Origin of the sequence: Cellulomonas marina (genome assembly GCF_900111925.1) — a bacterium.
Taxonomy (GTDB): domain Bacteria; phylum Actinomycetota; class Actinomycetes; order Actinomycetales; family Cellulomonadaceae; genus Cellulomonas; species Cellulomonas marina.
On the sequence record NZ_FOKA01000001.1, the window covers coordinates 537,076 to 559,822 of the forward strand.

Consider the following 22,747-nt stretch of genomic DNA (forward strand, 5'->3'; position numbering starts at 1 on the left):
TGCCCGCCCGCCGTGCACCCTCGGCCCACCCAGCCCGACCACCCCAGCCCGACCATCTCGCCCTCGCGACCGCGCGGGCACGAGCCCCGGAGGACCACCCGCATGACCCGTCTCGAGCTGCTGCCCGCCGTCGACGTCGCCGACGGGCAGGCGGTGCGCCTCGTCCAGGGCGAGGCGGGGTCCGAGACCTCCTACGGCGACCCCCTCGCGGCCGCGCTCGACTGGCAGGCCGGCGGGGCGGAGTGGGTGCACCTGGTCGACCTCGACGCCGCCTTCGGCCGCGGCTCGAACGCGGCGCAGCTCGCCGAGGTGACCGCGGAGCTGGTCCGGCGCGGCGTGCGCGTCGAGCTGTCCGGGGGCATCCGCGACGACGCGTCCCTCGAGCGCGCGCTGGCGACGGGCGCGACCCGCGTCAACCTCGGCACGGCGGCGCTCGAGGACCCCGCCTGGACCGCCGACGTCATCGCGCGGCACCGGGCGCAGGTCGCCGTGGGGCTCGACGTGCGGGGCACCACGCTGGCCGCTCGTGGCTGGACGCAGGAGGGCGGCGACCTGTGGGAGGTCCTCGCGCGCCTGGAGGACGCCGGGTGCGCCCGGTACGTCGTGACCGACGTGACGAAGGACGGCACGCTGCGCGGGCCCAACGTCGACCTGCTGCGGCAGGTGTGCGCCCGCACGGACGCGCCCGTGGTGGCGTCGGGCGGCATCTCCTCGCTCGACGACCTCGTCGCGCTGCGCGGGCTCGTCGACGAGGGGCTCGAGGGCGCGATCGTCGGCAAGGCGCTGTACGCCGGGGCCTTCACGCTGCCCGAGGCGCTCGACGTCGCCGGCCGCCCGTGAGCGGCGGGCGGGCGCTGCCGCCGACGAGCCCCTTCGCCGGCGACGACGGGTCGCCCGACCCGGCGCTGGCGGCGGCGCTCGCCGCCCACGCGGCCGCCGAGCACGGTGATCTCGCCGCGGTCGTCGCCGCCCTGGCCGGCGCCCGCGTGCTCGTGCCCGTCCTGGCGCAGGTGGAGGTGGCGGGGGCCGTCGGACACGACGTCGGGGGGGCGGCCGTCGAGCTGGCCGTCGACAAGGAGGCGTCCGCGGGCGTGGTCGCCCTCCGCGTGCCCGACGGGCGGACGGCCCTGCCCGTCTTCTCCGGCACGGCGGCCATGACGGCCTGGCGCGCGAGCGCTCGCCCCGTCCCCACGCACGGCCCGAAGGCCGCGCTGTCGGCGGTGCACGAGGGCTGGGAGGTGCTCGTCGTCGACCCCGCCGGTCCCGTGGCCGCGGTCGTGCCGCGGCCGGCCGTCTGGGCGCTGGCCCAGGGACGGTCCTGGGCGCCGGCGGTCGTCGCCGGGGTCGTCGCGCCCGAGGTGGACACGGCGGTGCGCACCGCGCTCGCCGGGCTGCCGGCCGTCGTGGCCGTCGCGACGGCGCCGGGCGCCCGCGCCGAGGTCGCGGTGCACCTGGCGCTCGCCCCGGGCCTCGATCGCGCCGGCCTCGACGCGACGCTGGCGCGCGTGAACGCCGCCCTCGCGGCCGACGAGCTCGTCGCCGGACGGGTCGACTCCCTCGAGCTGCGGGTCCGCGCGGCGGCCTGAGCGCCGCCGGGCTCCCGGCGCCGCCAGGTCCTCCGCCAGTCCTCCGCGACCGTTGCCGCGGCTAGGAGGAACGCGTCAGACCACGGAGCCCGTGAACCGCTCCCCGGGGCCCTCGCCCGGGGCGTCCGGGAAGGCCGAGGCCTCCCGGAAGGCGAGCTGCAGGGACCGCAGCCCGTCGCGCAGGGACCGGGCGTGCTGGTTGCCGATGTCGGGCGCGGCCGCGGTGACCAGCGCGGCGAGCGCGGTGATGAGCTTGCGGGCCTCGTCGAGGTCGAGGTAGTCCGCCCCCCGCCCCTGCGGACCGTCCTCCGCGAGCCCGCACTTGACCGCGGCCGCGCTCATGAGGTGGACGGCGGCGGTCGTGATGACCTCGACCGCCGCGACGTCGGCGATGTCGCGCGTCGCCGACACGGAGGGGTCGACCCCGCCGGTCCCGGCGCTCGGGTCGGCCGCGGCCGTCGGATCGGCGGACGGGACGGGCAGGACGGGGTCGATGGGCTCGACGGGGTCGCCGTCGGGCTGGCCGGGCTCGCTGTGCATGCGACGATCGTCGCACCCTCCCGGTGCGCACCTCCGTCCCGAGGGGTTCGGGGACGCGTCTGCTACGCTGGTCCATCGACTGACCTGTCCGTGCGCTCGTCCGGCACCGCCCTCGGTGACGGGTCCGGGGGAGCGGGCAGGCGTGCAAGCGGAGATCCCTCTCCCACCTGCGCTCCGACGGGCGGCCTCCGGGTCGCCGACAGGGACCAGGTCCGGTCCAGCACGGCGCTCCCCGGGGTGCCGTGCGCCCGCCGTGCCGGCGTCGCCGGCCCCGGCGGCCGGTGCTGTGGGGTCCTCGTCTGCGCTCAGGACGGGGGCCCTTTCCTCGTCCTGGCGGTCGCCCACCACGACTTGAGGAGCACCCCCATCAGCGAGCCTCGCATCAACGATCGGATCCGCGTCGCCGAGGTCCGCCTGGTCGGCCCGAACGGCGAGCAGGTCGGCATCGTCCGCGTGGAGGACGCGCTGCGCCTGGCCCAGGACGCGGACCTCGACCTCGTCGAGGTCGCGCCGACGGCCCGCCCGCCCGTGTGCAAGATCATGGACTACGGGAAGTTCAAGTACGAGGCCGACATGAAGGCCCGTGAGGCGCGACGGAACCAGGCCAACACGGTCCTGAAGGAGATCCGTTTCCGGCTCAAGATCGACCCGCACGACTACGGCACGAAGAAGGGCCACGTCGAGCGCTTCCTGTCCGCCGGGGACAAGGTCAAGGTCATGATCATGTTCCGCGGCCGCGAGCAGTCGCGCCCGGACGCCGGCGTACGCCTCCTGCAGCGCCTGGCCGACGACGTGTCGGAGCTCGGCTTCATCGAGAGCATGCCGAAGCAGGACGGCCGCAACATGATCATGGTGCTCGGCCCGACGAAGAAGAAGGCCGAGCAGCGCCGGGCCGAGCAGGCCGAGCGTCCGCGCCGGTCGGAGCGCCCGCCGCTGCCGCAGGACGAGGCGGACGAGGACGTGACGGTCGACGCGTCGACCGGTGCGACCGAGGCGCCCGCCGCGGCGCCCGTGCCGGCCGCCGCCCCCGCGGCTGCGTCGGCCCCGGTCTCCGTCCCCGCCGCGGCGCCCGCGCCCGCGGCGGCCTCGGAGCGGCCGGCCGCCCCGCGCCCGGCGTCGGCCCCGCGCCCGGCGACCGCCGCGCCGCGCCCGGCCTCGTCGGCCCCGCGTCCGGCCGCGGTGTCGCCGTCCGCCCCGCGGCCGGCGTCCTCGTCGCCGTCGGCCCCGCGGCCGGGCTCGGCCCCGCGCCCGGCGTCCGGCGGGTCCGCCCCGCGGCCGTCGTCCACGCCCCGCCCCGCCTCGTCGCCGCGTCCGGCCTCCGCGCCGCGGCCCGCGGCGGACGGGACGTCGGCGCCCCGGCCCTCCGCGGCCCCGCGCCCCTCGGCGGCTCCCGCGCCGCGTCCCGCGGCCCCGGCCGCCACCCCCCGCACGAGCGACGGCGCGGCCCCCACGCCGCGTCCGGCGCCCCGGCCCGGTCCGCGCGGTGCGGCCCCGGTGCCCGGACCCCGTCCGTCCCAGCCCCGCAGCACGACGTCCGACGCCGGCTGATCCGCGGGAGGGCCGCACGGCCGTCCCGCCCGAACGAGTCGCACGCCCCGGCGCGCGATGCCTGACGACAAGGAGAACGGCAGCCATGCCGAAGAACAAGACGCACTCCGGTGCCAAGAAGCGCTTCCGCGTGACGGGGACGGGCAAGGTCATGCGCGAGCAGGCCAACGGCCGCCACCTGCTCGAGCACAAGTCGAGCCGCCGGACCCGCCGCATCGCCGGCGACGTCGTCGTCTCCCCCGCCGACTCCACCAAGATCAAGAAGCTGCTCGGCAAGTGAGCCCGCGGGCCTGACGGCCCCGGACGCACCAGCCGGCCCTAGACCAGCAAGGAGCATCACGTGGCACGCGTGAAGCGGGCGGTCAACGCCCAGAAGAAGCGCCGTACGACCCTCGAGCTCGCCAGCGGCTACCGCGGCCAGCGCTCGCGCCTGTACCGCAAGGCGAAGGAGCAGGTCACCCACTCCCTCGTCTACGCGTACCGCGACCGCAAGGCGCGCAAGGGCGACTTCCGCAAGCTGTGGATCCAGCGCATCAACGCGGCGGCCCGCGAGCAGGGCATGACGTACAACCGCCTCATCCAGGGCCTCAAGCTCGCGGGTGTCGAGGTGGACCGTCGCGTCCTGGCGGACCTCGCCGTCACCGACGCCGCGGCCTTCACGGCGCTCGTCGAGCTCGCCAAGGGTGCGCTGCCCGCGGACGTGAACGCGCCCCGCGCGGCTGCGTGACCTCCCGCAGCACCTCCGTCGGCCCCGCCGGCACCCCTCCGGACGCCCGGTCCGGGCCCGAGCTGACCAACCCCCGCGCCGAGCGGGTGCGGTCGGTCCGGGCCCTGGCCGGGCGTCCGGCGCGTGTGCGGGCGGGCCGGTTCCTCGTCGAGGGGCCGCAGGCGGTGCGCGAGGCCGTGGCGGTGCCGGCGGTCGTCGTCCGCGAGCTGTACCTCACGCCCGCCGCGGCCGGGCGCTACCGCGAGGTCGTCGCCGCGGCGGCCGCGCGCGGGCTGGCCGTGCGGCTGGGCACCGAGGAGGTGCTGGCCGCGATGAGCCCCGACGCGCAGGGCGTGGTCGCGGTCGCCGACCTCCTGGACCACCGGCTGGAGGACGTGCTGGCCGCACGGCCGCGACTCATCGCCGTGCTGGCCCACGTCCGCGACCCCGGCAACGCCGGGACCGTGCTGCGCACCGCGGACGCGCTCGGGGCCGACGCCGTCGTGCTGACCTCCGCGAGCGTGGACGTGCACAACCCCAAGGTCGTCCGCTCGACCGCCGGTTCGCTGTTCCACCTCCCCGTGGTCACCGGGGTCGCGCCGGACGTGGCCGTTGCGGCGCTGCGGGCGGCCGGGCTGGCGGTGCTGGCCGCCGACGGCCGCGGGACGCACGACGTCGACACCCTGCTCGACGAGGCCGCCGTCGCCCGCGCGGGCGAGGCCGGGGACGGAGCGATGCGGGAGCGGGAGGCCCCGGCCGGGCCGGACCTGCGGCGCCCGACCGCGTGGGTGTTCGGCAACGAGGCGTGGGGGCTGCGACCCGCCGGGGCCGACCGGGCCGACGGGGCCGACGGGGACGAACGGCTCGCGGACCTGGCCGAGCTGGCCGACGCCGTCGTACGGGTGGACCTGCGGGGCCGCGCGGAGTCGCTCAACCTCGCGACGGCGGCCGCGCTGTGCCTGCACGCCAGCGTGCGCGCCCAGCGCTGAGCCGTCCCCGCCGACGGGCTGGCACAGTGGGCGCATGCGTCTGTTCGTCGCCGTCCGGCCGCCCGCCGAGGTGCTCGACCACCTCGAGCTGGCGTTGTCGGGCCTGCGCGGCGGCGCCGGCCCCTCGGCCTCGCTGCGCTGGACCGTGCGGGAGAACTGGCACCTGACCGCCGCGTTCTACGGCGAGGTGCCCGAGGGCACGGTCCCCGCGCTGGCCGACGGCCTCGCGGAGCTCGTCGCACGCCGGGCGCCGTGGTCGCTGCACCTGCGGGGCGCCGGGGTGTTCGCGCACCGGACGGTGTGGGTGGGGGTGGGCGGGGACGTCGAGACCCAGGCGGCCCTGTCCGCGGAGGCCGTCGAGCTCGGCGAGGGGCTGGGCACCTGGTCCGACGCGCGCGAGCGGCACCGTCCGCATCTCACGGTGGGTCGGGTGCGGCCGGGACCGAGGCCCACGGGTCGCGGTGGCCCCTCCGGGAGCCGAGGTGGGCACGGCGGTGGGTCCGGTGGTGCACTCGGAGGGCCCGCCGGTGGCCCGCGCCGTGGCCGGGCGCGGGCCGATGCGGACCCGACGACCGACGTGGTGCGTGCGCTCGCCGTGTACGCCGGGCCGGCGTGGACCGTGGACACGGTCCTCCTCGTCCGCTCGCGCCCGGGCGAGGGGCGCAGCGGGGGCCCGCTCTACGAGGACGTCGCGTCCTTCCCCGTCGCCGGCGACGAGGGGCCGGGCGGCCCGCACGACTAGACTCCTGCGCTGGTCGCGGCCGCCTGCGTGCGCGCCGTCCGGGCCGGCGCCGGGGGCGTCGGCCGCCCGTCGTCCGGAGAGGCCCCATGCCCGACACCGATCCCGCCGCCGTGCCGGCCGCCGTGCCGGCCTCCGCACCGGCCTCCGAACCGGCCTCCGCACCCGTCGCCGCGCCGGTGGCCGACCGTCCCGACGCACCGGCCGGCGACGCCGCCGCGCTCTCGCCGCTCGACGAGGCCGGCGTCGCGGCGGCCGTCGACGCGGCGCTGGCCGCGGTCGCGACGGCCGGCGACCTGGAGGCCCTGCGCGCCGCGCGGACCGCCCACCTCGGGGAGCGCAGCCCCCTGGCCCTCGCCAACCGGGCCATCGGGACGCTGCCCGGCCCGGACAAGGCCGCGGCGGGCAAGCTGCTCGGCGGTGCACGCGGGCGCCTCGGCCGGGCGCTGGCGGAGCGGGAGGCGGCGCTCGAGGCCGAGCGCGACGCGCGCGTGCTCGTCGAGGAGCGCGTCGACATGACGCTGCCGGCCGACCGCCGCGCGCCCGGGGCCCGCCACCCGCTGGAGGTGCTGCAGCAGCGCGTCGCGGACGTGTTCGTCGCCATGGGCTGGGAGATCGCGGAGGGCCCCGAGGTCGAGGCGGAGTGGTTCAACTTCGACGCCCTCAACTTCGGCCCCGACCACCCTGCGCGCCAGATGCAGGACACCTTCTTCGTCGCGGGCGCGGAGCGCGCGGGGGCCGCGGGCTCCGGCGCCGCCGCGGAGGCCACCTCGGGATCGGGCCTGGTGCTGCGGACCCACACGTCGCCGGTGCAGGCGCGCACGCTGCTCGACCGGGAGCTGCCGGTCTACATCGCCTGCCCGGGCAAGGTGTTCCGCACGGACGCCCTCGACGCGACGCACACGCCGGTCTTCCACCAGGTCGAGGGCCTGGCGGTGGACCGGGGGCTGACGATGGCGCACCTCAAGGGCACCCTCGACCACTTCGCGCGCGCGATGTTCGGGCCGGAGGCGCGCACGCGCCTGCGCCCGTCGTACTTCCCGTTCACGGAGCCGTCGGCGGAGATGGACCTGTGGTTCCCGCAGAAGAAGGGCGGGCCGGGCTGGATCGAGTGGGGAGGGTGCGGGATGGTCAACCCGGACGTGCTGCGGTCAGCCGGGATCGACCCGGGGGAGTACTCCGGCTTCGCGTTCGGGATGGGCATCGAGCGCACGCTCATGCTGCGCCACGGCATCGCGGACATGCACGACATGGTCGAGGGCGACGTCCGCTTCTCGCTCGGGCTGCGGGGGGTGCTCTGATGCCGCGCGTCCCGCTGTCGTGGCTGGGTGAGCACGTCGCGCTGCCCGAGGGCCTGACCGCCGAGGCGCTGGCGGCCGACCTGGTGCGCGTCGGGCTCGAGGAGGAGGCGGTGCACACCTCGGGCGTGACCGGGCCCCTCGTCGTCGGGCAGGTCGTCGAGCGCACGCCCGAGCCGCAGAAGAACGGCAAGACCATCAACTGGTGCCGCGTCGACGTCGGCCCAGAGCACGGCGAGGTCCGCGAGGACGGCGGCGTCGGCCCACGCGGCATCGTGTGCGGCGCGCACAACTTCGACGTCGGCGACCGCGTGGTCGTCGCGCTGCCCGGCGCGGTGCTGCCCGGACCGTTCCCCATCGCGAGCCGCAAGACGTACGGCCACGTGAGCGACGGGATGATCTGCTCCGCACGCGAGCTCGGCCTCGGTGAGGACCACGACGGCATCATCGTGCTGTCGCGCCTCGGGTTCGACGACGCGCAGACGGCGCCCGGCACGGACGCGCTGCGGCTCCTCGGCCTCGGCGAGGAGGTGCTCGAGGTCAACGTGACGCCCGACCGCGGCTACTGCTTCTCGATGCGCGGGATCGCCCGGGAGTACGCCCTGTCGACGGGGGCGGCCTTCACCGACCGCGGGCTGCCGGCGGGCGACCAGGCGGACGACGAGGCGGTGGGCGACGACACGCCGACGGGAGCCGGGCCGGCCGTCGAGCTCGACGACGTCGCGCCCGTGCACGGCGTGCCGGGCTGCGACCGGTTCGTCGCCCAGGTCGTCCGGGGGGTCGACGCGACCGCCCCCTCGCCGGCGTGGATGCAGGCGCGTCTGACCCAGGCCGGCATGCGGCCGATCAACCTGGCCGTCGACGTGACGAACTACGTCATGCTCGACCTCGGGCAGCCCCTGCACGCCTACGACCTGGCCCGCGTCGCGGAGCCGGTGGTCGTGCGGCGGGCCGCGGCGGGGGAGCGCCTGACGACGCTCGACGGTGTCGACCGTGCGCTGGACCCGGAGGACCTCCTCGTCACCGACAGCCCCGGCGGCGCGCGGGCGTCGCGCGTCCTCGGCCTGGCCGGCGTCATGGGCGGCGGGGAGAGCGAGGTCGGGCCGAGCACGCGGGACCTGCTCGTCGAGGCCGCGCACTTCGACCCGGTCTCCGTCGCGCGGACCGCGCGCCGGCACCGGCTCAGCAGCGAGGCGGCCAAGCGCTTCGAGCGCGGCGTGGACCCGCGGTTGCCGCGGGTGGCGGTCGCGCGGGTGGTGGCGCTGCTCGTCGAGCACGGCGGCGGGACCCCGGACGCGGACCTCGCCGACGTCGACCGGACCACGCCGCCGGCGCCCGTCCGGCTCGACCTCGGTCTGCCGGGACGGCTCGTCGGGGTGCCGTACACGCGGGACGAGGTCGTCACGACGCTGCGCGCGATCGGCTGCGTGCTGCCCGACGACGCGTCGGGCACGACCGACGGCACGACCGACGGGACGACAGGTGGGACGGTCGAGGTGCAGGTGCCGACCTGGCGCCCCGACCTCACGGCCGACGTCGACCTCGTGGAGGAGGTCGCCCGCCTGCGCGGCTACGACGCGGTGCCGTCCGTGCTGCCGCGGGCCACGGGCGGGCGCGGCCTGACCCCGGGCCAGCGCGCACGCCGGGCGGTCGCGGACGCGCTCGTCGGCGAGGGCCTCGTCGAGGTGCTCTCCTACCCGTTCGTCGGGGCGGCGCAGCTCGACGAGCTCGGCCTGGACGACGAGGACCCGCGTCGGCTGGGCCTGCGCCTGGTCAACCCGATCGCCGAGCAGCAGCCCTACCTGCGCACGTCCGTCCTCGTCACGCTGCTCGACACCGCGCGGCGCAACGTCGGCCGCGGGACGACGGACCTGGCGGCGTTCGAGATCGGCCTCGCCACGCACCCGCAGCCGGCGGCGGCCCCCGCACCGACCCCCCCGGGCGGGACGCGCCCCTCCGACGAGGTGCTCGCCGCGGTCCGGGCCGCCGTGCCCGACCAGCCCCGCCAGGTGGCCGGGGTGCTCGCGGGTGCGCGCGAGCGGACCGGTCCGTGGGGGCCCGGTCGCCGCGTCGACCACACGGACGCCGTCGCGGCGGTGCAGACCGTCGCCGGGACCCTCGGGGTGCCCGTGCGGCTCGTCGCCGACACCCGGGCGCCGTGGCACCCGGGGCGCTGCGCGCGGGTGGAGACGGCGGACGGCGCGGTCGTGGGCCACGTCGGCGAGCTGCACCCGCAGGTCGTCGCGGCGCTCGGCCTTCCCGCGCGGGCGGTGGCGTTCGAGCTGGACCTCGACGCGCTCGTGGCGCGTCTCCCGGCCGAGCCCGTGCAGGCGGCACCCGTGGCGACGTACCCCGTCGCCAAGGAGGACGTCGCGCTCGTCGTCGACGCCGCGGTGCCCGCCGCCGAGGTGACGGACGCCGTACGGGCGGGAGCCGCCGCGGGTCCCGCCGGTGACGTGCTCGAGGACGTGCGCCTGTTCGACGTCTACACCGGGGACCAGGTGCCGACGGGGACGCGGTCCCTCGCGTTCGCGCTCCGGCTGCGGGCGGCGGACCGGACGCTCACCGCGGCCGACACGGCGGGCGTGCGCGACGCGGTCGTCGCCGAGGTGGGTCGCCGGTTCGGCGGCACGCTACGGGCCTGAGGGGCCGCCAGGAAGTTCACGTGATCGCAACGTCCGGACCGTTGACTGACCGGTAACACCCGGGTGAGGGTGACCCGCGGCGCCCGCAGGCGCCCCAGAGAGTCGACGAGAAGAGTGGACGTGCGCAGAGCGTCAAGACGAGCGGTCGGGGGCGGTCTCGCCCTCGGCCTGGTGATGGCGGGGACGGTGGCGGTCGGTGTGCCGGCCGCCACCGCGGCGGTCAGCCCCACCGCACCGGTGGTGATCGACGAGGTCTACGGCGGCGGCGGCAACAGCGGCGCCACGCTCCAGAACGACTTCATCGAGCTGTACAACCCGGGCACGTCCCCGGTGGACCTGTCCGGTTGGAGCGTCCAGTACGCCTCCGCGACGGGCAGCAGCTGGGCGCACACCGCGCTGACGGGCAGCATCGCTCCCGGGGGCAGCTACCTCGTCGCGCAGGCGAAGGGTGCCGGCGGAACGGTGCCGGTCGAGGGCGACGTCGCCGGGACGATCGGGATGAGCGGAACCGCTGGCAAGGTGGCCCTCGTCAGCTCCACGACGCTCCTCACCTGTGTCACCACGTGCGCCGCCGAGCCGTCGGTCGTCGACCTGGTCGGCTTCGGCACCGCCACGGGCTTCGCGGGCACGAGGCCGGCGCCGGCCCCGTCGAACAGCACGTCGATCGCGCGGCGCGCACACGTCAACACCGCCGACAACGCCGCGGACTTCGTCGCCGGCGCGCCCACGCCCCAGCGCTCGGCCGTCACCCCCGACCCCGAGCCCGAGCCGGACCCCGAGCCCGAGCCGACGCCCGCTCCCGTCGCGGCGACGATCGCGCAGATCCAGGGCACCGGGACGGCGAGCCCGCTCGTCGGGCAGAGCGTCACCACCACGGGCGTCGTCACCGCGTCCTACCCCACCGGCGGGCTGAACGGGTTCGTCGTGCAGACCGCAGGAACCGGCGGGTCCGGGACACGCACCGCGTCCGACGCGGTGTTCGTGTACGCGCCCGGGCTCACCGTGCCGGCCGTCGGGGCGTCCGTCGACGTCACCGGGCAGGTCGCGGAGTTCAACGGGCTGACCCAGGTCGTCGTGGGCGCGGCGGCGGACGTCGCCGTGCGCGCCGACGCCCTCGCGCCGGTGACGCCGGTGGACTCGCCGTGGCCCGCGTCGGCCGAGGCCCGCGAGGTCCTCGAGTCGATGCTGTACCAGCCGACGTCGGCGTTCACCATCACGAACACGTACTCGACGAACCAGTACGGCGAGGTCGGCCTGGCCTCCGGCACGAGGCCCCTGATCCAGCCCACGGACATCGCGGACGCCGGCTCGGCGGAGGCCGCCGCGGTGGCCGCGGACAACGCCGCCCGCGCGGTGGTGCTTGACGACGGGGCGTCGACGAACTTCCTCACGGCCGCCAACGCGGCGCTGACGCCTCCCTACATCTCGCTGCAGAACCCGATCCGCGTCGGCGCCGGGGTGACGTTCACCGCGCCGGTCGTCGTGGACTATCGCAACAGCGCATGGAAGCTCAACCCGGCGGCCCCCGTGGTCGCGGGCGGGCAGGCCCCGGTGACGTTCGCGAACACCCGCACGAAGGCTCCCGAGGCCGTGGGCGGCGACCTGACCGTCGCGTCGTTCAACGTCCTCAACTACTTCACGACGCTGGGCACGCAGACGACCACCTGCACGCCCTCCACGTCCGGCTTCCAGAAGGACGGGGTCACGGTCAACGGCGGCTGCGCGCAGCGCGGTGCCTGGGACGGCGAGGATCTCGCGCGCCAGCAGGCCAAGATCGTCGCGGCGATCAACGCGCTGGACGCGGACGTCGTCGGGCTCCTCGAGATCGAGAACTCCGCGGCGCTGGGCGAGGCGACGGACGAGGCCCTGGCGACCCTGACCGCGGCGCTCAACGCCGCCGCCGGTGCCGGTACGTGGGCGTTCGTGCCCTCGTCGACGGACCTGCCGGCCGCGTCGACGCAGGACGTCATCACCAGCGCGCTCATCTACCGTCCGGCGGCCGTGACGACGGTCGGGCGCTCGCGCGCCCTCGACACCAGCACGGCGACTCCCGACGCGTTCGTCAACGCCCGTGAGCCGATCGCGCAGGAGTTCGCGCCGGTCGGCGGCGGCGAGCCGTTCGTCGTCGTCGTCAACCACTTCAAGTCCAAGGGCTCGGCGGGCCCGCTCCCGGGCGACGCCGACGCCGGCGACGGCCAGGGCGCGTCCAACGCGTCCCGCGTTGCGCAGGCCACCGCCCTGCGGGACTGGGTCGGGAAGACCTGGGCCGGTGAGGCCGTCGCGCTCGTCGGCGACTTCAACGCCTACACGCAGGAGGACCCGCTCCAGGTCCTCTACGCCGCGGGCTACGTCGACGCGGCCTCCACGCTGGCGGACGACCAGTGGTCGTACTCCTTCTCCGGCCTGTCGGGCTCCCTGGACCACGTGCTGCTCAACGAGGCGGCAGGTGCCCGGGCGACCGGTGCCGACGTGTGGGAGATCAACGCCGAGGAGGCCCTGGCGCTCGAGTACAGCCGCTACGGGTACCACGGCACGACGTTCTACGCGCCGGACGTGTACCGGTCCTCCGACCACGACCCGGTGCTCGTCGGGCTGCGGGCGACGACCCCGCCGGTCCAGCTCACGCTGCTCAACCTCAACGACTTCCACGGCCGCATCGACGCCAACACGGTGAAGGTCGCGGGCACGGTCGAGGAGCAGCGCGCGAAGGCGACGGGCCCGACGGCCCTCCTGTCGGCGGGCGACAACATCGGCGCGTCGCTGTTCGCGTCCGCCGTCGCGCAGGACACGCCGACCCTCGAGGTGCTGAACGCGCTGGGCCTCGCGGCCTCGGCCGTCGGCAACCACGAGTTCGACCAGGGCCTCGCGGACCTCGTCGGGCGGGTGGACGAGACCGCGGCGTTCCCGTACCTGGGCGCCAACGTGTACGCGAAGGGCACGACGACCCCGGCGCTGCCCGAGTACGAGCTGCTCGACATGGGTGGTGTCGACGTCGCCGTCATCGGGGCGATCACGCAGGAGACCCCGACCCTCGTCTCGCCCGGTGGCGTGGCGACGATCGACTTCGGCGATCCGGTCGAGGCCGTCAACCGCGTCGCGGCCCGGCTCACCGACGGCGACCCGGCCAACGGCGAGGCCGACGTCCTCGTCGCCGAGTACCACGAGGGCGCGGGGGCCGGCACGCCGGATGGCGCGACCCTCGAGCAGGAGGTCGCCGCGGGCGGCGCGTTCGCGGACATCGTCACCGGCACCTCGGCGTCGGTCGACGTGATCTTCACGGGTCACACGCACAAGCAGTACGCGTGGCAGGCGCCGGTGCCGGGTGAGCCCGGTGCCACGCGCCCGGTCCTGCAGACGGGCTCCTACGGCGAGTTCCTCGGCAAGGTCGTCCTGACCTACGACCGCGCCTCCGGCGAGGTCACGGGCTCCACGGCGACGAACGTGGCCCGCACGACGACGGCCGACGCGGACCTCGTGAAGGCGTACCCGAAGGTCGCCGCCGTGAAGACGATCGTCGACGCGGCGCTCGCCAACGCCACCGCGGTGGGCAACCAGAAGGTCGGGTCCGTCACGGCGGACATCACGACGGCCTTCGCCGGCGGCGCCTACGGCACCGGCGGCTACGCCGGCGGCACCCGCGACGACCGCAGCAAGGAGTCCACGCTGGGCGACCTCGTCGCCCAGTCGCTGAAGGAGAGCCTCGCGGCGCCCGAGCGGGGCGGGGCGCAGATCGGCGTCGTCAACCCCGGCGGCCTGCGCAACGAGCTCCTCTTCGCGCCCGACGGCACCATCACCTACGCCGAGGCCAACGCGGTCCTGCCCTTCGTCAACAACCTCTGGACGACCACGCTCACGGGCGCCCAGGTCACGACGATGCTCGAGCAGCAGTGGCAGACCAACGCCGACGGGACCATCCCGACGCGGCCGTACCTGCAGCTCGGCCTCTCCGACAACGTGACCTACACGTACGACGAGGGCCGCCCGGCGGGCGACCGCATCACGTCGGTCACGGTCGACGGCAAGCCGCTCGACCCGGCCGCCGCCTACCGCATCGGCACGTTCAGCTTCCTGGCGCAGGGCGGGGACAACTTCCGCGTCTTCACCCAGGGGACCGGGACGGCCGACTCGGGGCTCATCGACCGGGACGCCTGGGTGTCCTACCTGCAGGGCCGCCCCGGCCTCGCGCCGAGCTTCGCAGAGCGGGCCGTCGGCGTGCCGTCGCTGCCCGCGTCGGTCGAGGCCGGCACGTCGTTCACCGTGCCGGTCACCGGGCTCGACCTGACCAGCCTCGGCGCGCCGCACAACACGTCGCTCGCCGTCCGGCTGGACGGCACCGCGATCGGCACGGCGACCGTCTCCGGCGGCACTGCCACGGTCACGGTGGCGGTGCCCCGGGCGACGACCGCCGGGACGCGCACGCTGACGCTCACGGCGGCGCCGTCCGGCACCGTCGTCACGCTGCCCCTGACGGTCACCGCCGCCCGCGCGGCGACGACCACCACGCTGTCGGTCACGAGGACGACCGTGGCGCAGGCCAAGGTCGGCACGGTGAAGGTCAGCGCAACGGTCAAGGGTGCGACGAAGAAGCTCACCGGCACGGTCGAGCTCGTGTCGGGCGGCACCGTGCTGGGCTCCGCGTCGATCGGCACCAACGGGTCCGCCACCCTCGCGCTCCCGGCGCGGCTCGCGCCCGGGACGTACGAGCTCGTCGCCCGGTACGCCGGGACGTCGACCTCGGCGCCGTCGCAGTCGGCGCCGGTGCGGCTGGTGGTGACGTCGCGCTGACGTCACCTCGGCACCCGCGCTGACGTCACGCCGACGTCTGCGCGGGTGGCCGGACGACCGACGGCCCGGTCCACCTCGCGGTGGGCCGGGCCGTCGTCGTCGGGGCGGGAGTCGTCGAGGGAGGCGGTCAGCCCTGGACGCCCCGGGCGAGCATGACCACGCGCTTGGCGCCGCCGTCGGTGTCCTGCTCGCCGACGGGCACGAAGCCGAGCCGCGTGTGGAACCGCAGGGACCCGGGGTTCGGCGGCTCGAGGTTGACCTCGCACGTGACCTCGCCCAGCCCGCGCCGCACGGCCTCGGCCAGGACGACGGCGTGCAGCGCGGAGCCGAGGCCCGAGCCGCGCACCGCGTCCGCGACGACCACGCGGTCGACGTACAGGGACCCCGGCCGGTGCCGGGAGAACCAGCGGTAGTTCTCGGAGGCGTAGTCCGCGCCGGGCGCGAGGGCCAGCAGGAGCGCGGCGGGGTCGTCGGCCGGACCGGCGGTCAGCGCGAGGGCCGACATCGCGACGAGGCGCGCGAGCCCGTCGGTCCCGATGCCGTTGACCGCCGGGACGGCGCCGTCGTTGAGCCGGGCCAGTGCGGGCAGGTCGGCCTCGACGACGGGGCGCAGGTCGAGCAGGGGCGGGTGGGCGGGCAGGGGGAGCGGCTCGGGCACGGTGGTCCTCTCGCGGCGGTGCGGGTGCGGGGGGCGGACCGTCCCTCAGGGGAGCACGAGGACCTTGCCGGTCGTGGCACGGCCCTCCAGCGCGCGGTGGGCCTCGGCGGCCTCGTCGAGCGGGTAGGTGGCCCCGATGCGGACGTCGAGGTGACCGGCGACGACGGCGTCGAACAGCTCGCCCGCGCGCCAGGTCAGCTCCTCCCGCGTGGCGGTGTAGGAGCCGAGCGTCGGGCGGGTGAGGAACAGGGACCCGCCGGTGTTGAGGCGCTGCGGGTCCACGGGCGGGACGGGTCCCGACGACGCGCCGAACAGCACGAGCACGCCCCGCGGGCGCAGGCTGGCCAGGGACGCGTCGAACGTGTCGCGGCCGACGCCGTCGTAGACGGCGCGCACGCCCCGCCCGCCCGTGAGCTCGCGGACCGCTGCGGGCAGGTCTCGGCCGAGGTCGTCGAGCTCGCGGTAGCGGATGACCTCGGCGGCGCCGGCACCGCGTGCCAGCGCCTCCTTCTCCGCCGACCCGACCGTGGCGACGACGCGCGCGCCGGCCGCCGTCGCGAGCTGGGTGAGGAGCAGCCCCACGCCGCCGGCCGCCGCGTGCACGAGGACCTCGTCCCCCGGACCGAGCTGCACCGTGCTGCGCACGAGGTAGTGCGCCGTCATCCCCTGCAGCGGCAGCGCCGCCGCCACCCGGTCGTCGACGCCGTCGGGCACGGGCAGCAGCTCCCGGGCGGGGACGCGCTGCAGCTCGGCGTAGGACCCCGGCGACGACGCCCACGCCACCCGGTCCCCGACGACCACGCCGTCGACGTCCGCGCCCACGGCGACGACCTCGCCCGCACCCTCGCTCCCGACGACGTGTGGGAAGTCCATCGCGTACGTGCCGCTGCGGCGGTAGGTGTCGATGAAGTTCACGCCGGCCGCCCGGACGGCGACGACCACCTCACCCGCGTCGGGGGAGGGGTCGGGCAGCTCGCGGAGCTCGAGGACCTCGGGACCGCCCGCGGCGGTGGCGACGACGGCGCGCATGCGCCTCACCCTCGCACAGGGAGCGACGCGCCGCGTCCCGTTTTCGTATCGTCACTCGCTCCTGTGTATGGTCATGCACATGTCCTTCTCCGTGGCCGTCGCCGGCGCCAGCGGCTACGCCGGCGGCGAGACGCTGCGTCTGCTGCTGAACCACCCCGAGGCCCGCATCGGCGCCCTCACGGCGAACGCCAGTGCCGGCACGACGCTCGGCGAGCACCAGCCGCACCTGCGCCGGCTGGCGGAGGTCCGGCTGCTGCCGACCGAGGTCGAGCACCTAGCGGGGCACGACGTCGTCGTGCTCGCGCTGCCGCACGGCGCGTCCGGTGCCGTCGCCGCCGCGCTGGCGGCCACGGGCGCCGACCCCGTCGTCGTCGACCTCGGCGCCGACCACCGCCTCGTCGACGCCGCGGAGTGGGCCGCCTACTACGGCGGCGAGCACGCGGGCACCTGGCCGTACGGGCTGCCCGAGCTGCTGCACCCGGGCGAGCGGGTGGCCGCCGCGCAGCGCGCCGCCCTCGCCGGTGCCACCCGTATCGCGGTCCCGGGCTGCAACGTCACCGCCGTCACGCTCGGCCTGCAGCCGGGCATCGCCGCGGGCGTCGTCGAGCCGGAGGACCTCGTCGCGGTCCTCGCCAACGGGTACTCCGGCGCCGGGCGCTCGCCCAAGACGCACCTGCTCGCGTCCGAGGCGCTCGGCGCCGCGGCGCCCTACGCCGTGGGCGGCACGCACCGGCACATCCCGGAGATCGCGCAGAACCTGCGCAGCGCCGGCGCCGCGCGCGTGAGCATCTCCTTCACGCCCACGCTCGTGCCGATGTCCCGCGGCATCCTCGCCACCGCCACCGCCCGCCTCGTGCCCGGCACGAGCCCGGCCGCGGTGCGGGAGGCCTGGGAGAGCGCCTACGCCGACGAGCCGTTCGTCCACCTGCTCCCCGAGGGGACCTGGCCGAGCACCGCCGCCGTGGCGGGGGCCAGCACCGCCCTCGTCGGCGTCGCGGTCGACGAGCGCGCCGGCCGGGTCGTCACCGTCACCGCCATCGACAACCTCGTCAAGGGCACCGCAGGAGGCGCCGTGCAGTCCCTCAACCTCGCCCTCGGGCTGCCCGAGACCCTCGGTCTGCCGCTCGAGGGGGTCGCGCCGTGAGCGTCACCGTCCCGGCCGGGTTCCGCGCGGCGGGCGTGACCGCCGGGCTCAAGGCCTCCGGGCGGCCGGACGTGGCGCTCGTCGTCAACGACGGCCCGCTGCAGGTGGCGGCCGGCGTGTTCACCTCCAACCGTGTGCAGGCCGCGCCGGTGCTGTGGTCCCGGCAGGCCGTGTCCGACGGCGTCGCGTCGGCGGTCGTCCTCAACTCGGGCGGTGCCAACGCGTGCACGGGGCCCGAGGGCTTCGCGGACACCCACCGCACCGCCGAGCACGTGGCCGACCTGCTCGGCGTGGGCGCGGCCGACGTCCTCGTGTGCTCCACGGGCCTCATCGGCGAGCGGCTGCCGATGGACCTGCTCCTGCCGGGCATCGGGGACGCCGCCACGGCGCTCGCGGTCGACGGCGGCGACGCGGCGGCGGCGGCCATCATGACGACGGACACCGTCGCGAAGCAGACGCACGTGACGACCCCCGACGGCTGGTCGGTCGGGGGCATGGCCAAGGGCGCGGGCATGCTCGCGCCGGGGCTGGCGACGATGCTCGTCGTGCTCACCACCGACGCGGTGCTGACCGCGGCGCAGGCGGACGCCGTCCTGCGCGCGGCGACGCGCACGACCTTCGACCGCGTGGACTCGGACGGCTGCATGTCCACCAACGACACGGTCCTGCTGCTCGCCTCGGGCGCGAGCGGCCAGGCCCCGCGCGACGACGAGCTCGCCGTCGCCGTCCGCAGGGTCTGCGCCGACCTCGCGCGCATGCTCGTCGCCGACGCGGAGGGCGCGTCCCACGACATCGCCGTGACGGTCGTCAACGCCTCCGACGACGAGGCCGCCGTGTCCGTGGCCCGCGCGGTGACGCGGTCGAACCTGTTCAAGGCCGCGGTGTTCGGCAACGACCCGAACTGGGGCCGCGTGCTGGCCGCCGTGGGGACAGTCCCGGAGATCGTCGCGCCGTTCGACCCCGCCGCCCTCGACGTGCGGATCAACGGCGTGCAGGTGTGCCGGGCGGGCGGCGTCGGCGACCCGCGCGAGCTCGTCGACCTCGCCGCCGCGCGCGAGGTGCGCGTCGAGGTGGACCTGCACGCCGGCACCCATGCGGCGACGGTCTGGACGAACGACCTCACCCACGACTACGTCCACGAGAACAGCGCGTACTCCACATGAGCGGCACCACGACGGACGGCACGACGACGCACGACGAGCCCGGCACCGCGGACGCCGCCCCGGCGCTCGACCCCGACTTCGTCTTCAACACGCGCACGGACCTGCGCGCGGACCAGAAGGCCGAGGTCCTCGTCGAGGCGCTGCCGTGGCTGCAGCAGTTCGCGGGCGCCCTCGTCGTCGTCAAGTACGGCGGCAACGCCATGGTCGACGACGAGCTCAAGCGCGCCTTCGCGCAGGACATGGTCTTCCTGCGGCAGGTCGGCCTGCGGCCGGTGGTCGTGCACGGCGGCGGGCCGCAGATCAACGCGATGCTCGACCGGCTCGGCATCGCCAGCGAGTTCCGCGCCGGGCTGCGCGTCACGACGCCCGAGGCCATGGACGTCGTGCGCATGGTCCTCACCGGCCAGGTCTCGCGCGAGCTCGTCGGGCTGCTCAACGCGCACGGGCCGCACGCCGTGGGCCTGTCCGGCGAGGACGGGGGGCTGCTGCAGGCGCGGCGGCGCACCGTCGTCGTCGACGGCGAGCGCGTGGACGTCGGCCTCGTCGGGGACGTCGTGCAGGTGAACCCCGGCGCGGTCCTCGACCTGCTCGACGCCGGCCGGATCCCCGTGGTCTCGACGGTCGCGCCGGACCTCGAGGACCCGACCCAGGTGCTCAACGTCAACGCGGACACCGCGGCGGCCGCGCTCGCGGTCGCCCTCGGGGCGCGCAAGCTCGTCGTGCTGACGGACGTGGAGGGGCTCTACGCGGCGTGGCCCGACCGCTCCTCGCTGGTCCGGCGCCTGCGCGCCACGGAGCTGGCCGAGATGCTGCCCGGCCTCGACAGCGGCATGAAGCCCAAGATGGAGGCGTGCCTGCGGGCGGTCCGGGGCGGCGTCGGCCGCGCCCACGTCATCGACGGCCGCCAGCCGCACTCCATCCTCGTGGAGGTCTTCACCTCCGACGGCGTCGGCACCATGGTCCTGCCCGACGAGGAGCCGGCCCCGCTGCCCCGCACCACGCCCGTCCCCGTCGTCGGAGAGGACCACCCGTGACCCCCGCCGCGCTCACCACCGGCATGACGACCACCACCGCCGGCGACGTCGACGTCGCCGGGTGGACGGACCGCTACACGCACGCGGTCATGGACACCTTCGGCCCGCCGCAGCGCGTCCTCGTCCGCGGCGAGGGCCCGTACGTCTGGGACGCCGACGGCCGGCGCTACCTCGACCTGCTCGGCGGCATCGCCGTCAACAGCCTCGGCCACGCCCACCCGACCCTCACGGCCGCGATCAGCGCGCAGCTGGGCACGCTCGGGCACGTGTCGAACTTCTTCGGCACGCCGACGCAGATCACGCTCGCCGAACGCCTGCTGGGCCTGCTCGGCGCGCCCGCCGGCTCGCGCGTGTTCCTCACGAACTCCGGCGCGGAGGCCAACGAGGCGGCGTTCAAGCTGCTGCGCCGGCACGGCGGCCCGGAGCGCCCGCGCGTCCTCGCGCTCGAGGGCGCGTTCCACGGCCGGACGATGGGCGCGCTCGCGCTGACGCACAAGGCCGCGTACCGCGAGCCGTTCGAGCCGCTGCCCGGCGGCGTGGAGTTCCTGCCCTTCGGCGACCTCGACGCGCTCGAGGCGGCCTTCGCCACGGGCGGCGCGCAGGTCGCGGGCCTCGTCGTCGAGCCCGTGCAGGGGGAGGCGGGCGTGCGCCCGCTGCCCGCCGGCTGGCTCGCCGCCGCCCGCCGCCTCACCGCGGAGCACGGCGCGCTGCTCGTGCTCGACGAGGTGCAGTCGGGCATGGGCCGCACCGGCCGCTGGTTCGCGCACCAGCACCCGCACCTCGGCGGCGGGGTCGTCCCCGACGTCGTCACGCTCGCCAAGGGGCTCGGCGGCGGCTTCCCCGTCGGGGCGCTCGTCGCGCTGGGGGAGCACGCGGCCACGCTGCTCGGCCGCGGCCAGCACGGGACGACCTTCGGCGGGAACCCCGTCGCGGCCGCGGCCGCCCTGGCGGTCATGGGCGTCGTCGAGCGCGACGGGCTCCTGGCGCACGTCACGGACCTCGGCGCCTGGCTGCGGGCGGAGGTGCAGGGCCTGGGCCACCCGCTCGTCGCCGGCGTCCGCGGGGAGGGCCTGCTCCTGGGGGTCGTGCTGACGCGGCCGGTCGCGGCCCTCGTCGCCGCGCGGGCGCTGGAGGCCGGGCTCATCGTCAACCCCTGCACGCCCGAGGTCCTGCGGCTCGCCCCCCCGTACGTGCTGACGCGCGACCAGGCCGGGGACCTCCTGGCCTTCCTGGCGGGCCTGCCGGCCGACCTCGGCGCCGACGTGGGGGACCCGGCATGACCCGCCACCTCCTGCGCGACGACGACCTGTCGCCCGCCGAGCAGCGCGAGGTCCTCGACCTGGCCCTCGCGTTCCGGGACGACCGGCAGGCGCGGACGCCGCTGGCCGGGCCGCGGGCGGTCGCGGTCATCTTCGACAAGCCCACCCTGCGCACGCAGGTCTCCTTCCTCACCGGCATCGCCGAGCTCGGCGGGTTCCCGCTGACGGTCGACGGCACGCTCGCGCGGATCGGGCAGCGCGAGTCGGTCGCGGACACCGCGCGGGTGCTCGGCCGGCAGGTCGCGGCGGTGGTGTGGCGCACGCACGCGCAGGCGCGGCTGGACGAGATGGCGGCGCACGCCGGCGTCCCCGTGGTCAACGCGCTCACGGACGACTTCCACCCCTGCCAGGTGCTCGCCGACCTGCTCACGCTCGCGCAGCACCGCGGGGGCACCGCGGGCCTGGCGGGCACGACGCTCGCCTACGTCGGCGACGGCTCGAACAACATGGCGCACTCGTACCTGCTGGGCGGTGCGACGGCCGGGCTGCACGTCCGGATCGGCACGCCGGCGCTCTACCGGCCCGACGCCGCAGTGGTCGCCCGGGCCCAGGAGGTCGCGGCGACGACGGGCGGGTCGGTGCGCGTCGTGCACGCCGTGGCCGAGGCCGTCGCCGGCGCCGACGCGGTGGCCACCGACACCTGGGTCTCCATGGGCCAGGAGGACGAGGCGGGCGACCGCGAGACCCCCTTCGTGCCGTTCCGGGTCGACGCGGACGTCCTCGCGCTCGCCGCGCCCGGGGCGCTCGTCCTGCACTGCCTGCCGGCCTACCGCGGCAAGGAGATCACCGCCGAGGTGCTCGACGGGCCGCAGTCGGTGGTGTGGGACGAGGCCGAGAACCGGCTGCACGCCCAGAAGGCGCTGCTGACCTGGCTGCTGGAGCGGGCGTGAGCGCCCCGCCGGCCGCCGGCGGCACCCTCGCGGCCCCGGGGACGAAGGCGGCCCGGCACGCGCTCATCACCACGCTGCTCACGCGCGGGACGGTGCACAGCCAGACCGAGCTCGCCGAGCGGCTGGCCGCCGAGGGCGTCGTGGTCACGCAGGCCACCCTGTCCCGCGACCTCGTCGAGCTGCGGGCCGTCAAGACCCGCACCCCCGCCGGGGCGCTGGCCTACGCCCTGCCGCCCGAGGGCGGCGCGTGGCAGGACCGCGGCGGTCCGGCCGGGGCCGCCGGCGGACCGGGCTCCCCGGAGGTCCTCGCGGCCCGGCTGGCCCGCCTGTGCGCCGAGCTGCTGGTCACCGCGGAGTCGTCCGGCAACCTCGTCGTGCTGCGGACCCCGCCCGGGGCCGCGCAGTTCCTCGCCTCCGCGATCGACCACTCCGTCCTGCCGGCGGTGCTGGGCACGATCGCGGGCGACGACACGGTGCTCGTCGTCGCCCGCGAGACGGACGACCCGGCCGAGCCCGGCGGGCCCGCGCTCGCGGCCCGCTTCCTGGCGCTCGCGTCGTCCTGACGCGGCACCGCCCGCACCCCCCACGCACCCCTTCATTCACCACCCCCGCACCACGCACACGCACCGGCAGGACCCACCTGCAGGGGCACGAGAGAACGAGAGAGACCACCA

General features: G+C 76.5%; 19 protein-coding genes. 16 read left to right on the plus strand and 3 right to left on the minus strand.

The genetic code is table 11. The features are described 5' to 3' along the window. Positions 1 to 102 precede the first annotated feature (102 nt). A complete protein-coding gene (priA, locus tag BM048_RS02390; RefSeq protein ID WP_090030307.1) occupies positions 103 to 840 on the plus strand; it encodes a bifunctional 1-(5-phosphoribosyl)-5-((5-phosphoribosylamino)methylideneamino)imidazole-4-carboxamide isomerase/phosphoribosylanthranilate isomerase PriA in 738 nt (245 codons plus the stop codon). Continuing rightward, complete coding sequence (locus BM048_RS02395) at positions 837 to 1,586, plus strand: SseB family protein (protein WP_090030309.1); 750 nt, start codon at positions 837 to 839, stop codon at positions 1,584 to 1,586. The genes priA and BM048_RS02395 overlap by 4 nt, the downstream gene beginning before the upstream one ends. Before the next feature lie 75 nt (positions 1,587 to 1,661). Here BM048_RS02395 and BM048_RS02400 read toward each other — a convergent pair whose 3' ends face one another. Beyond that, positions 1,662 to 2,126, minus strand: coding sequence for a DUF1844 domain-containing protein (locus BM048_RS02400; RefSeq protein ID WP_239078633.1), 465 nt, complete (start codon positions 2,124 to 2,126; stop codon positions 1,662 to 1,664). Between the two features lie 351 nt (positions 2,127 to 2,477). On the opposite strand from BM048_RS02400, the gene infC reads away from it, so the two are divergent. The 8 genes from infC (at position 2,478) to BM048_RS02440 (ending at position 14,836) form a co-directional block, all read left to right on the plus strand. Further along, positions 2,478 to 3,674: a translation initiation factor IF-3 gene (gene infC, locus BM048_RS18915; RefSeq protein WP_217644258.1), complete on the plus strand. Its 1,197-nt coding sequence runs from the start codon at positions 2,478 to 2,480 to the stop codon at positions 3,672 to 3,674. Positions 3,675 to 3,759: 85 nt separating this feature from the next. After that, the gene (gene rpmI / locus BM048_RS02410) at positions 3,760 to 3,954 is read left to right on the plus strand and encodes a 50S ribosomal protein L35 (protein WP_090030311.1); all 195 of its coding nucleotides are present in this window, start codon (positions 3,760 to 3,762) and stop codon (positions 3,952 to 3,954) included. 60 nt (positions 3,955 to 4,014) lie between these two features. Further along, on the plus strand, positions 4,015 to 4,401 hold the full coding sequence (gene rplT / locus BM048_RS02415; protein WP_090030314.1) for a 50S ribosomal protein L20: 387 nt from the start codon (positions 4,015 to 4,017) through the stop codon (positions 4,399 to 4,401). Between the two features lie 62 nt (positions 4,402 to 4,463). Continuing rightward, the gene (locus BM048_RS02420) at positions 4,464 to 5,369 is read left to right on the plus strand and encodes a TrmH family RNA methyltransferase (RefSeq protein ID WP_090030550.1); all 906 of its coding nucleotides are present in this window, start codon (positions 4,464 to 4,466) and stop codon (positions 5,367 to 5,369) included. 34 nt (positions 5,370 to 5,403) lie between these two features. Then, positions 5,404 to 6,111: an RNA 2',3'-cyclic phosphodiesterase gene (thpR, locus tag BM048_RS02425; RefSeq protein ID WP_090030316.1), complete on the plus strand. Its 708-nt coding sequence runs from the start codon at positions 5,404 to 5,406 to the stop codon at positions 6,109 to 6,111. Between the two features lie 86 nt (positions 6,112 to 6,197). Then, positions 6,198 to 7,409: a phenylalanine--tRNA ligase subunit alpha gene (pheS, locus tag BM048_RS02430; protein WP_090030319.1), complete on the plus strand. Its 1,212-nt coding sequence runs from the start codon at positions 6,198 to 6,200 to the stop codon at positions 7,407 to 7,409. Next, entirely contained in the window at positions 7,409 to 10,051 is a 2,643-nt protein-coding gene (gene pheT, locus BM048_RS02435; protein ID WP_090030320.1) for a phenylalanine--tRNA ligase subunit beta, read from the plus strand. Before pheS ends, pheT begins: the two co-directional genes overlap by 1 nt. A gap of 174 nt (positions 10,052 to 10,225) precedes the next feature. Then, positions 10,226 to 14,836, plus strand: a complete 4,611-nt coding sequence (locus BM048_RS02440) for an ExeM/NucH family extracellular endonuclease (RefSeq protein WP_090030322.1) — start codon at positions 10,226 to 10,228, stop codon at positions 14,834 to 14,836. A 127-nt stretch (positions 14,837 to 14,963) separates the two neighbouring features. Here the strand turns inward: BM048_RS02440 and BM048_RS02445 are convergent, their stop codons facing one another. Then, positions 14,964 to 15,494, minus strand: a complete 531-nt coding sequence (locus BM048_RS02445; RefSeq protein ID WP_090030324.1) for a GNAT family N-acetyltransferase — start codon at positions 15,492 to 15,494, stop codon at positions 14,964 to 14,966. Positions 15,495 to 15,539: 45 nt separating this feature from the next. After that, entirely contained in the window at positions 15,540 to 16,523 is a 984-nt protein-coding gene (locus tag BM048_RS02450; protein ID WP_090030326.1) for a quinone oxidoreductase family protein, read from the minus strand. 79 nt (positions 16,524 to 16,602) lie between these two features. Between BM048_RS02450 and argC the strand changes: the two genes are divergently transcribed. From argC to BM048_RS02480, 6 genes are read left to right on the plus strand one after another with little or no spacing between them, the layout of a single operon-like run. Next, entirely contained in the window at positions 16,603 to 17,667 is a 1,065-nt protein-coding gene (argC, locus tag BM048_RS02455) for an N-acetyl-gamma-glutamyl-phosphate reductase (RefSeq protein WP_203708703.1), read from the plus strand. Then, positions 17,664 to 18,830 carry a bifunctional glutamate N-acetyltransferase/amino-acid acetyltransferase ArgJ gene (argJ, locus tag BM048_RS02460; protein ID WP_090030329.1) on the plus strand — a complete coding sequence of 389 codons (1,167 nt, stop codon included), beginning with the start codon at positions 17,664 to 17,666 and terminating at the stop codon, positions 18,828 to 18,830. Before argC ends, argJ begins: the two co-directional genes overlap by 4 nt. Beyond that, complete coding sequence (gene argB / locus BM048_RS02465) at positions 18,827 to 19,864, plus strand: acetylglutamate kinase (protein ID WP_090030331.1); 1,038 nt, start codon at positions 18,827 to 18,829, stop codon at positions 19,862 to 19,864. The genes argJ and argB overlap by 4 nt, the downstream gene beginning before the upstream one ends. Before the next feature lie 23 nt (positions 19,865 to 19,887). Beyond that, positions 19,888 to 21,144, plus strand: a complete 1,257-nt coding sequence (locus BM048_RS02470) for an acetylornithine transaminase (RefSeq protein ID WP_090030552.1) — start codon at positions 19,888 to 19,890, stop codon at positions 21,142 to 21,144. After that, complete coding sequence (argF, locus tag BM048_RS02475; protein WP_090030332.1) at positions 21,141 to 22,073, plus strand: ornithine carbamoyltransferase; 933 nt, start codon at positions 21,141 to 21,143, stop codon at positions 22,071 to 22,073. The genes BM048_RS02470 and argF overlap by 4 nt, the downstream gene beginning before the upstream one ends. Continuing rightward, positions 22,070 to 22,636, plus strand: a complete 567-nt coding sequence (locus BM048_RS02480; RefSeq protein ID WP_090030334.1) for an arginine repressor — start codon at positions 22,070 to 22,072, stop codon at positions 22,634 to 22,636. The genes argF and BM048_RS02480 overlap by 4 nt, the downstream gene beginning before the upstream one ends. The last annotated feature ends 111 nt before the right edge of the window (positions 22,637 to 22,747 follow it).

Excerpts from the sequence above, each read along its gene's own strand:
- BM048_RS02470 (WP_090030552.1), top strand. The coding sequence starts at position 19,888 with ATGACGACCACCACCGCCGGCGACGTCGACGTCGCCGGGTGGACGGAC.
- pheT (WP_090030320.1), top strand. The coding sequence starts at position 7,409 with ATGCCGCGCGTCCCGCTGTCGTGGCTGGGTGAGCACGTCGCGCTGCCC.
- BM048_RS02450 (WP_090030326.1), bottom strand. The coding sequence starts at position 16,523 with ATGCGCGCCGTCGTCGCCACCGCCGCGGGCGGTCCCGAGGTCCTCGAG.
- BM048_RS02440 (WP_090030322.1), top strand. The coding sequence starts at position 10,226 with ATGGCGGGGACGGTGGCGGTCGGTGTGCCGGCCGCCACCGCGGCGGTC.
- argC (WP_203708703.1), top strand. The coding sequence starts at position 16,603 with ATGTCCTTCTCCGTGGCCGTCGCCGGCGCCAGCGGCTACGCCGGCGGC.
- rpmI (WP_090030311.1), top strand. The coding sequence starts at position 3,760 with ATGCCGAAGAACAAGACGCACTCCGGTGCCAAGAAGCGCTTCCGCGTG.
- priA (WP_090030307.1), top strand. The coding sequence starts at position 103 with ATGACCCGTCTCGAGCTGCTGCCCGCCGTCGACGTCGCCGACGGGCAG.
- pheS (WP_090030319.1), top strand. The coding sequence starts at position 6,198 with ATGCCCGACACCGATCCCGCCGCCGTGCCGGCCGCCGTGCCGGCCTCC.
- argB (WP_090030331.1), top strand. The coding sequence starts at position 18,827 with ATGAGCGGCACCACGACGGACGGCACGACGACGCACGACGAGCCCGGC.
- BM048_RS02400 (WP_239078633.1), bottom strand. The coding sequence starts at position 2,126 with ATGCACAGCGAGCCCGGCCAGCCCGACGGCGACCCCGTCGAGCCCATC.
- thpR (WP_090030316.1), top strand. The coding sequence starts at position 5,404 with ATGCGTCTGTTCGTCGCCGTCCGGCCGCCCGCCGAGGTGCTCGACCAC.
- argF (WP_090030332.1), top strand. The coding sequence starts at position 21,141 with ATGACCCGCCACCTCCTGCGCGACGACGACCTGTCGCCCGCCGAGCAG.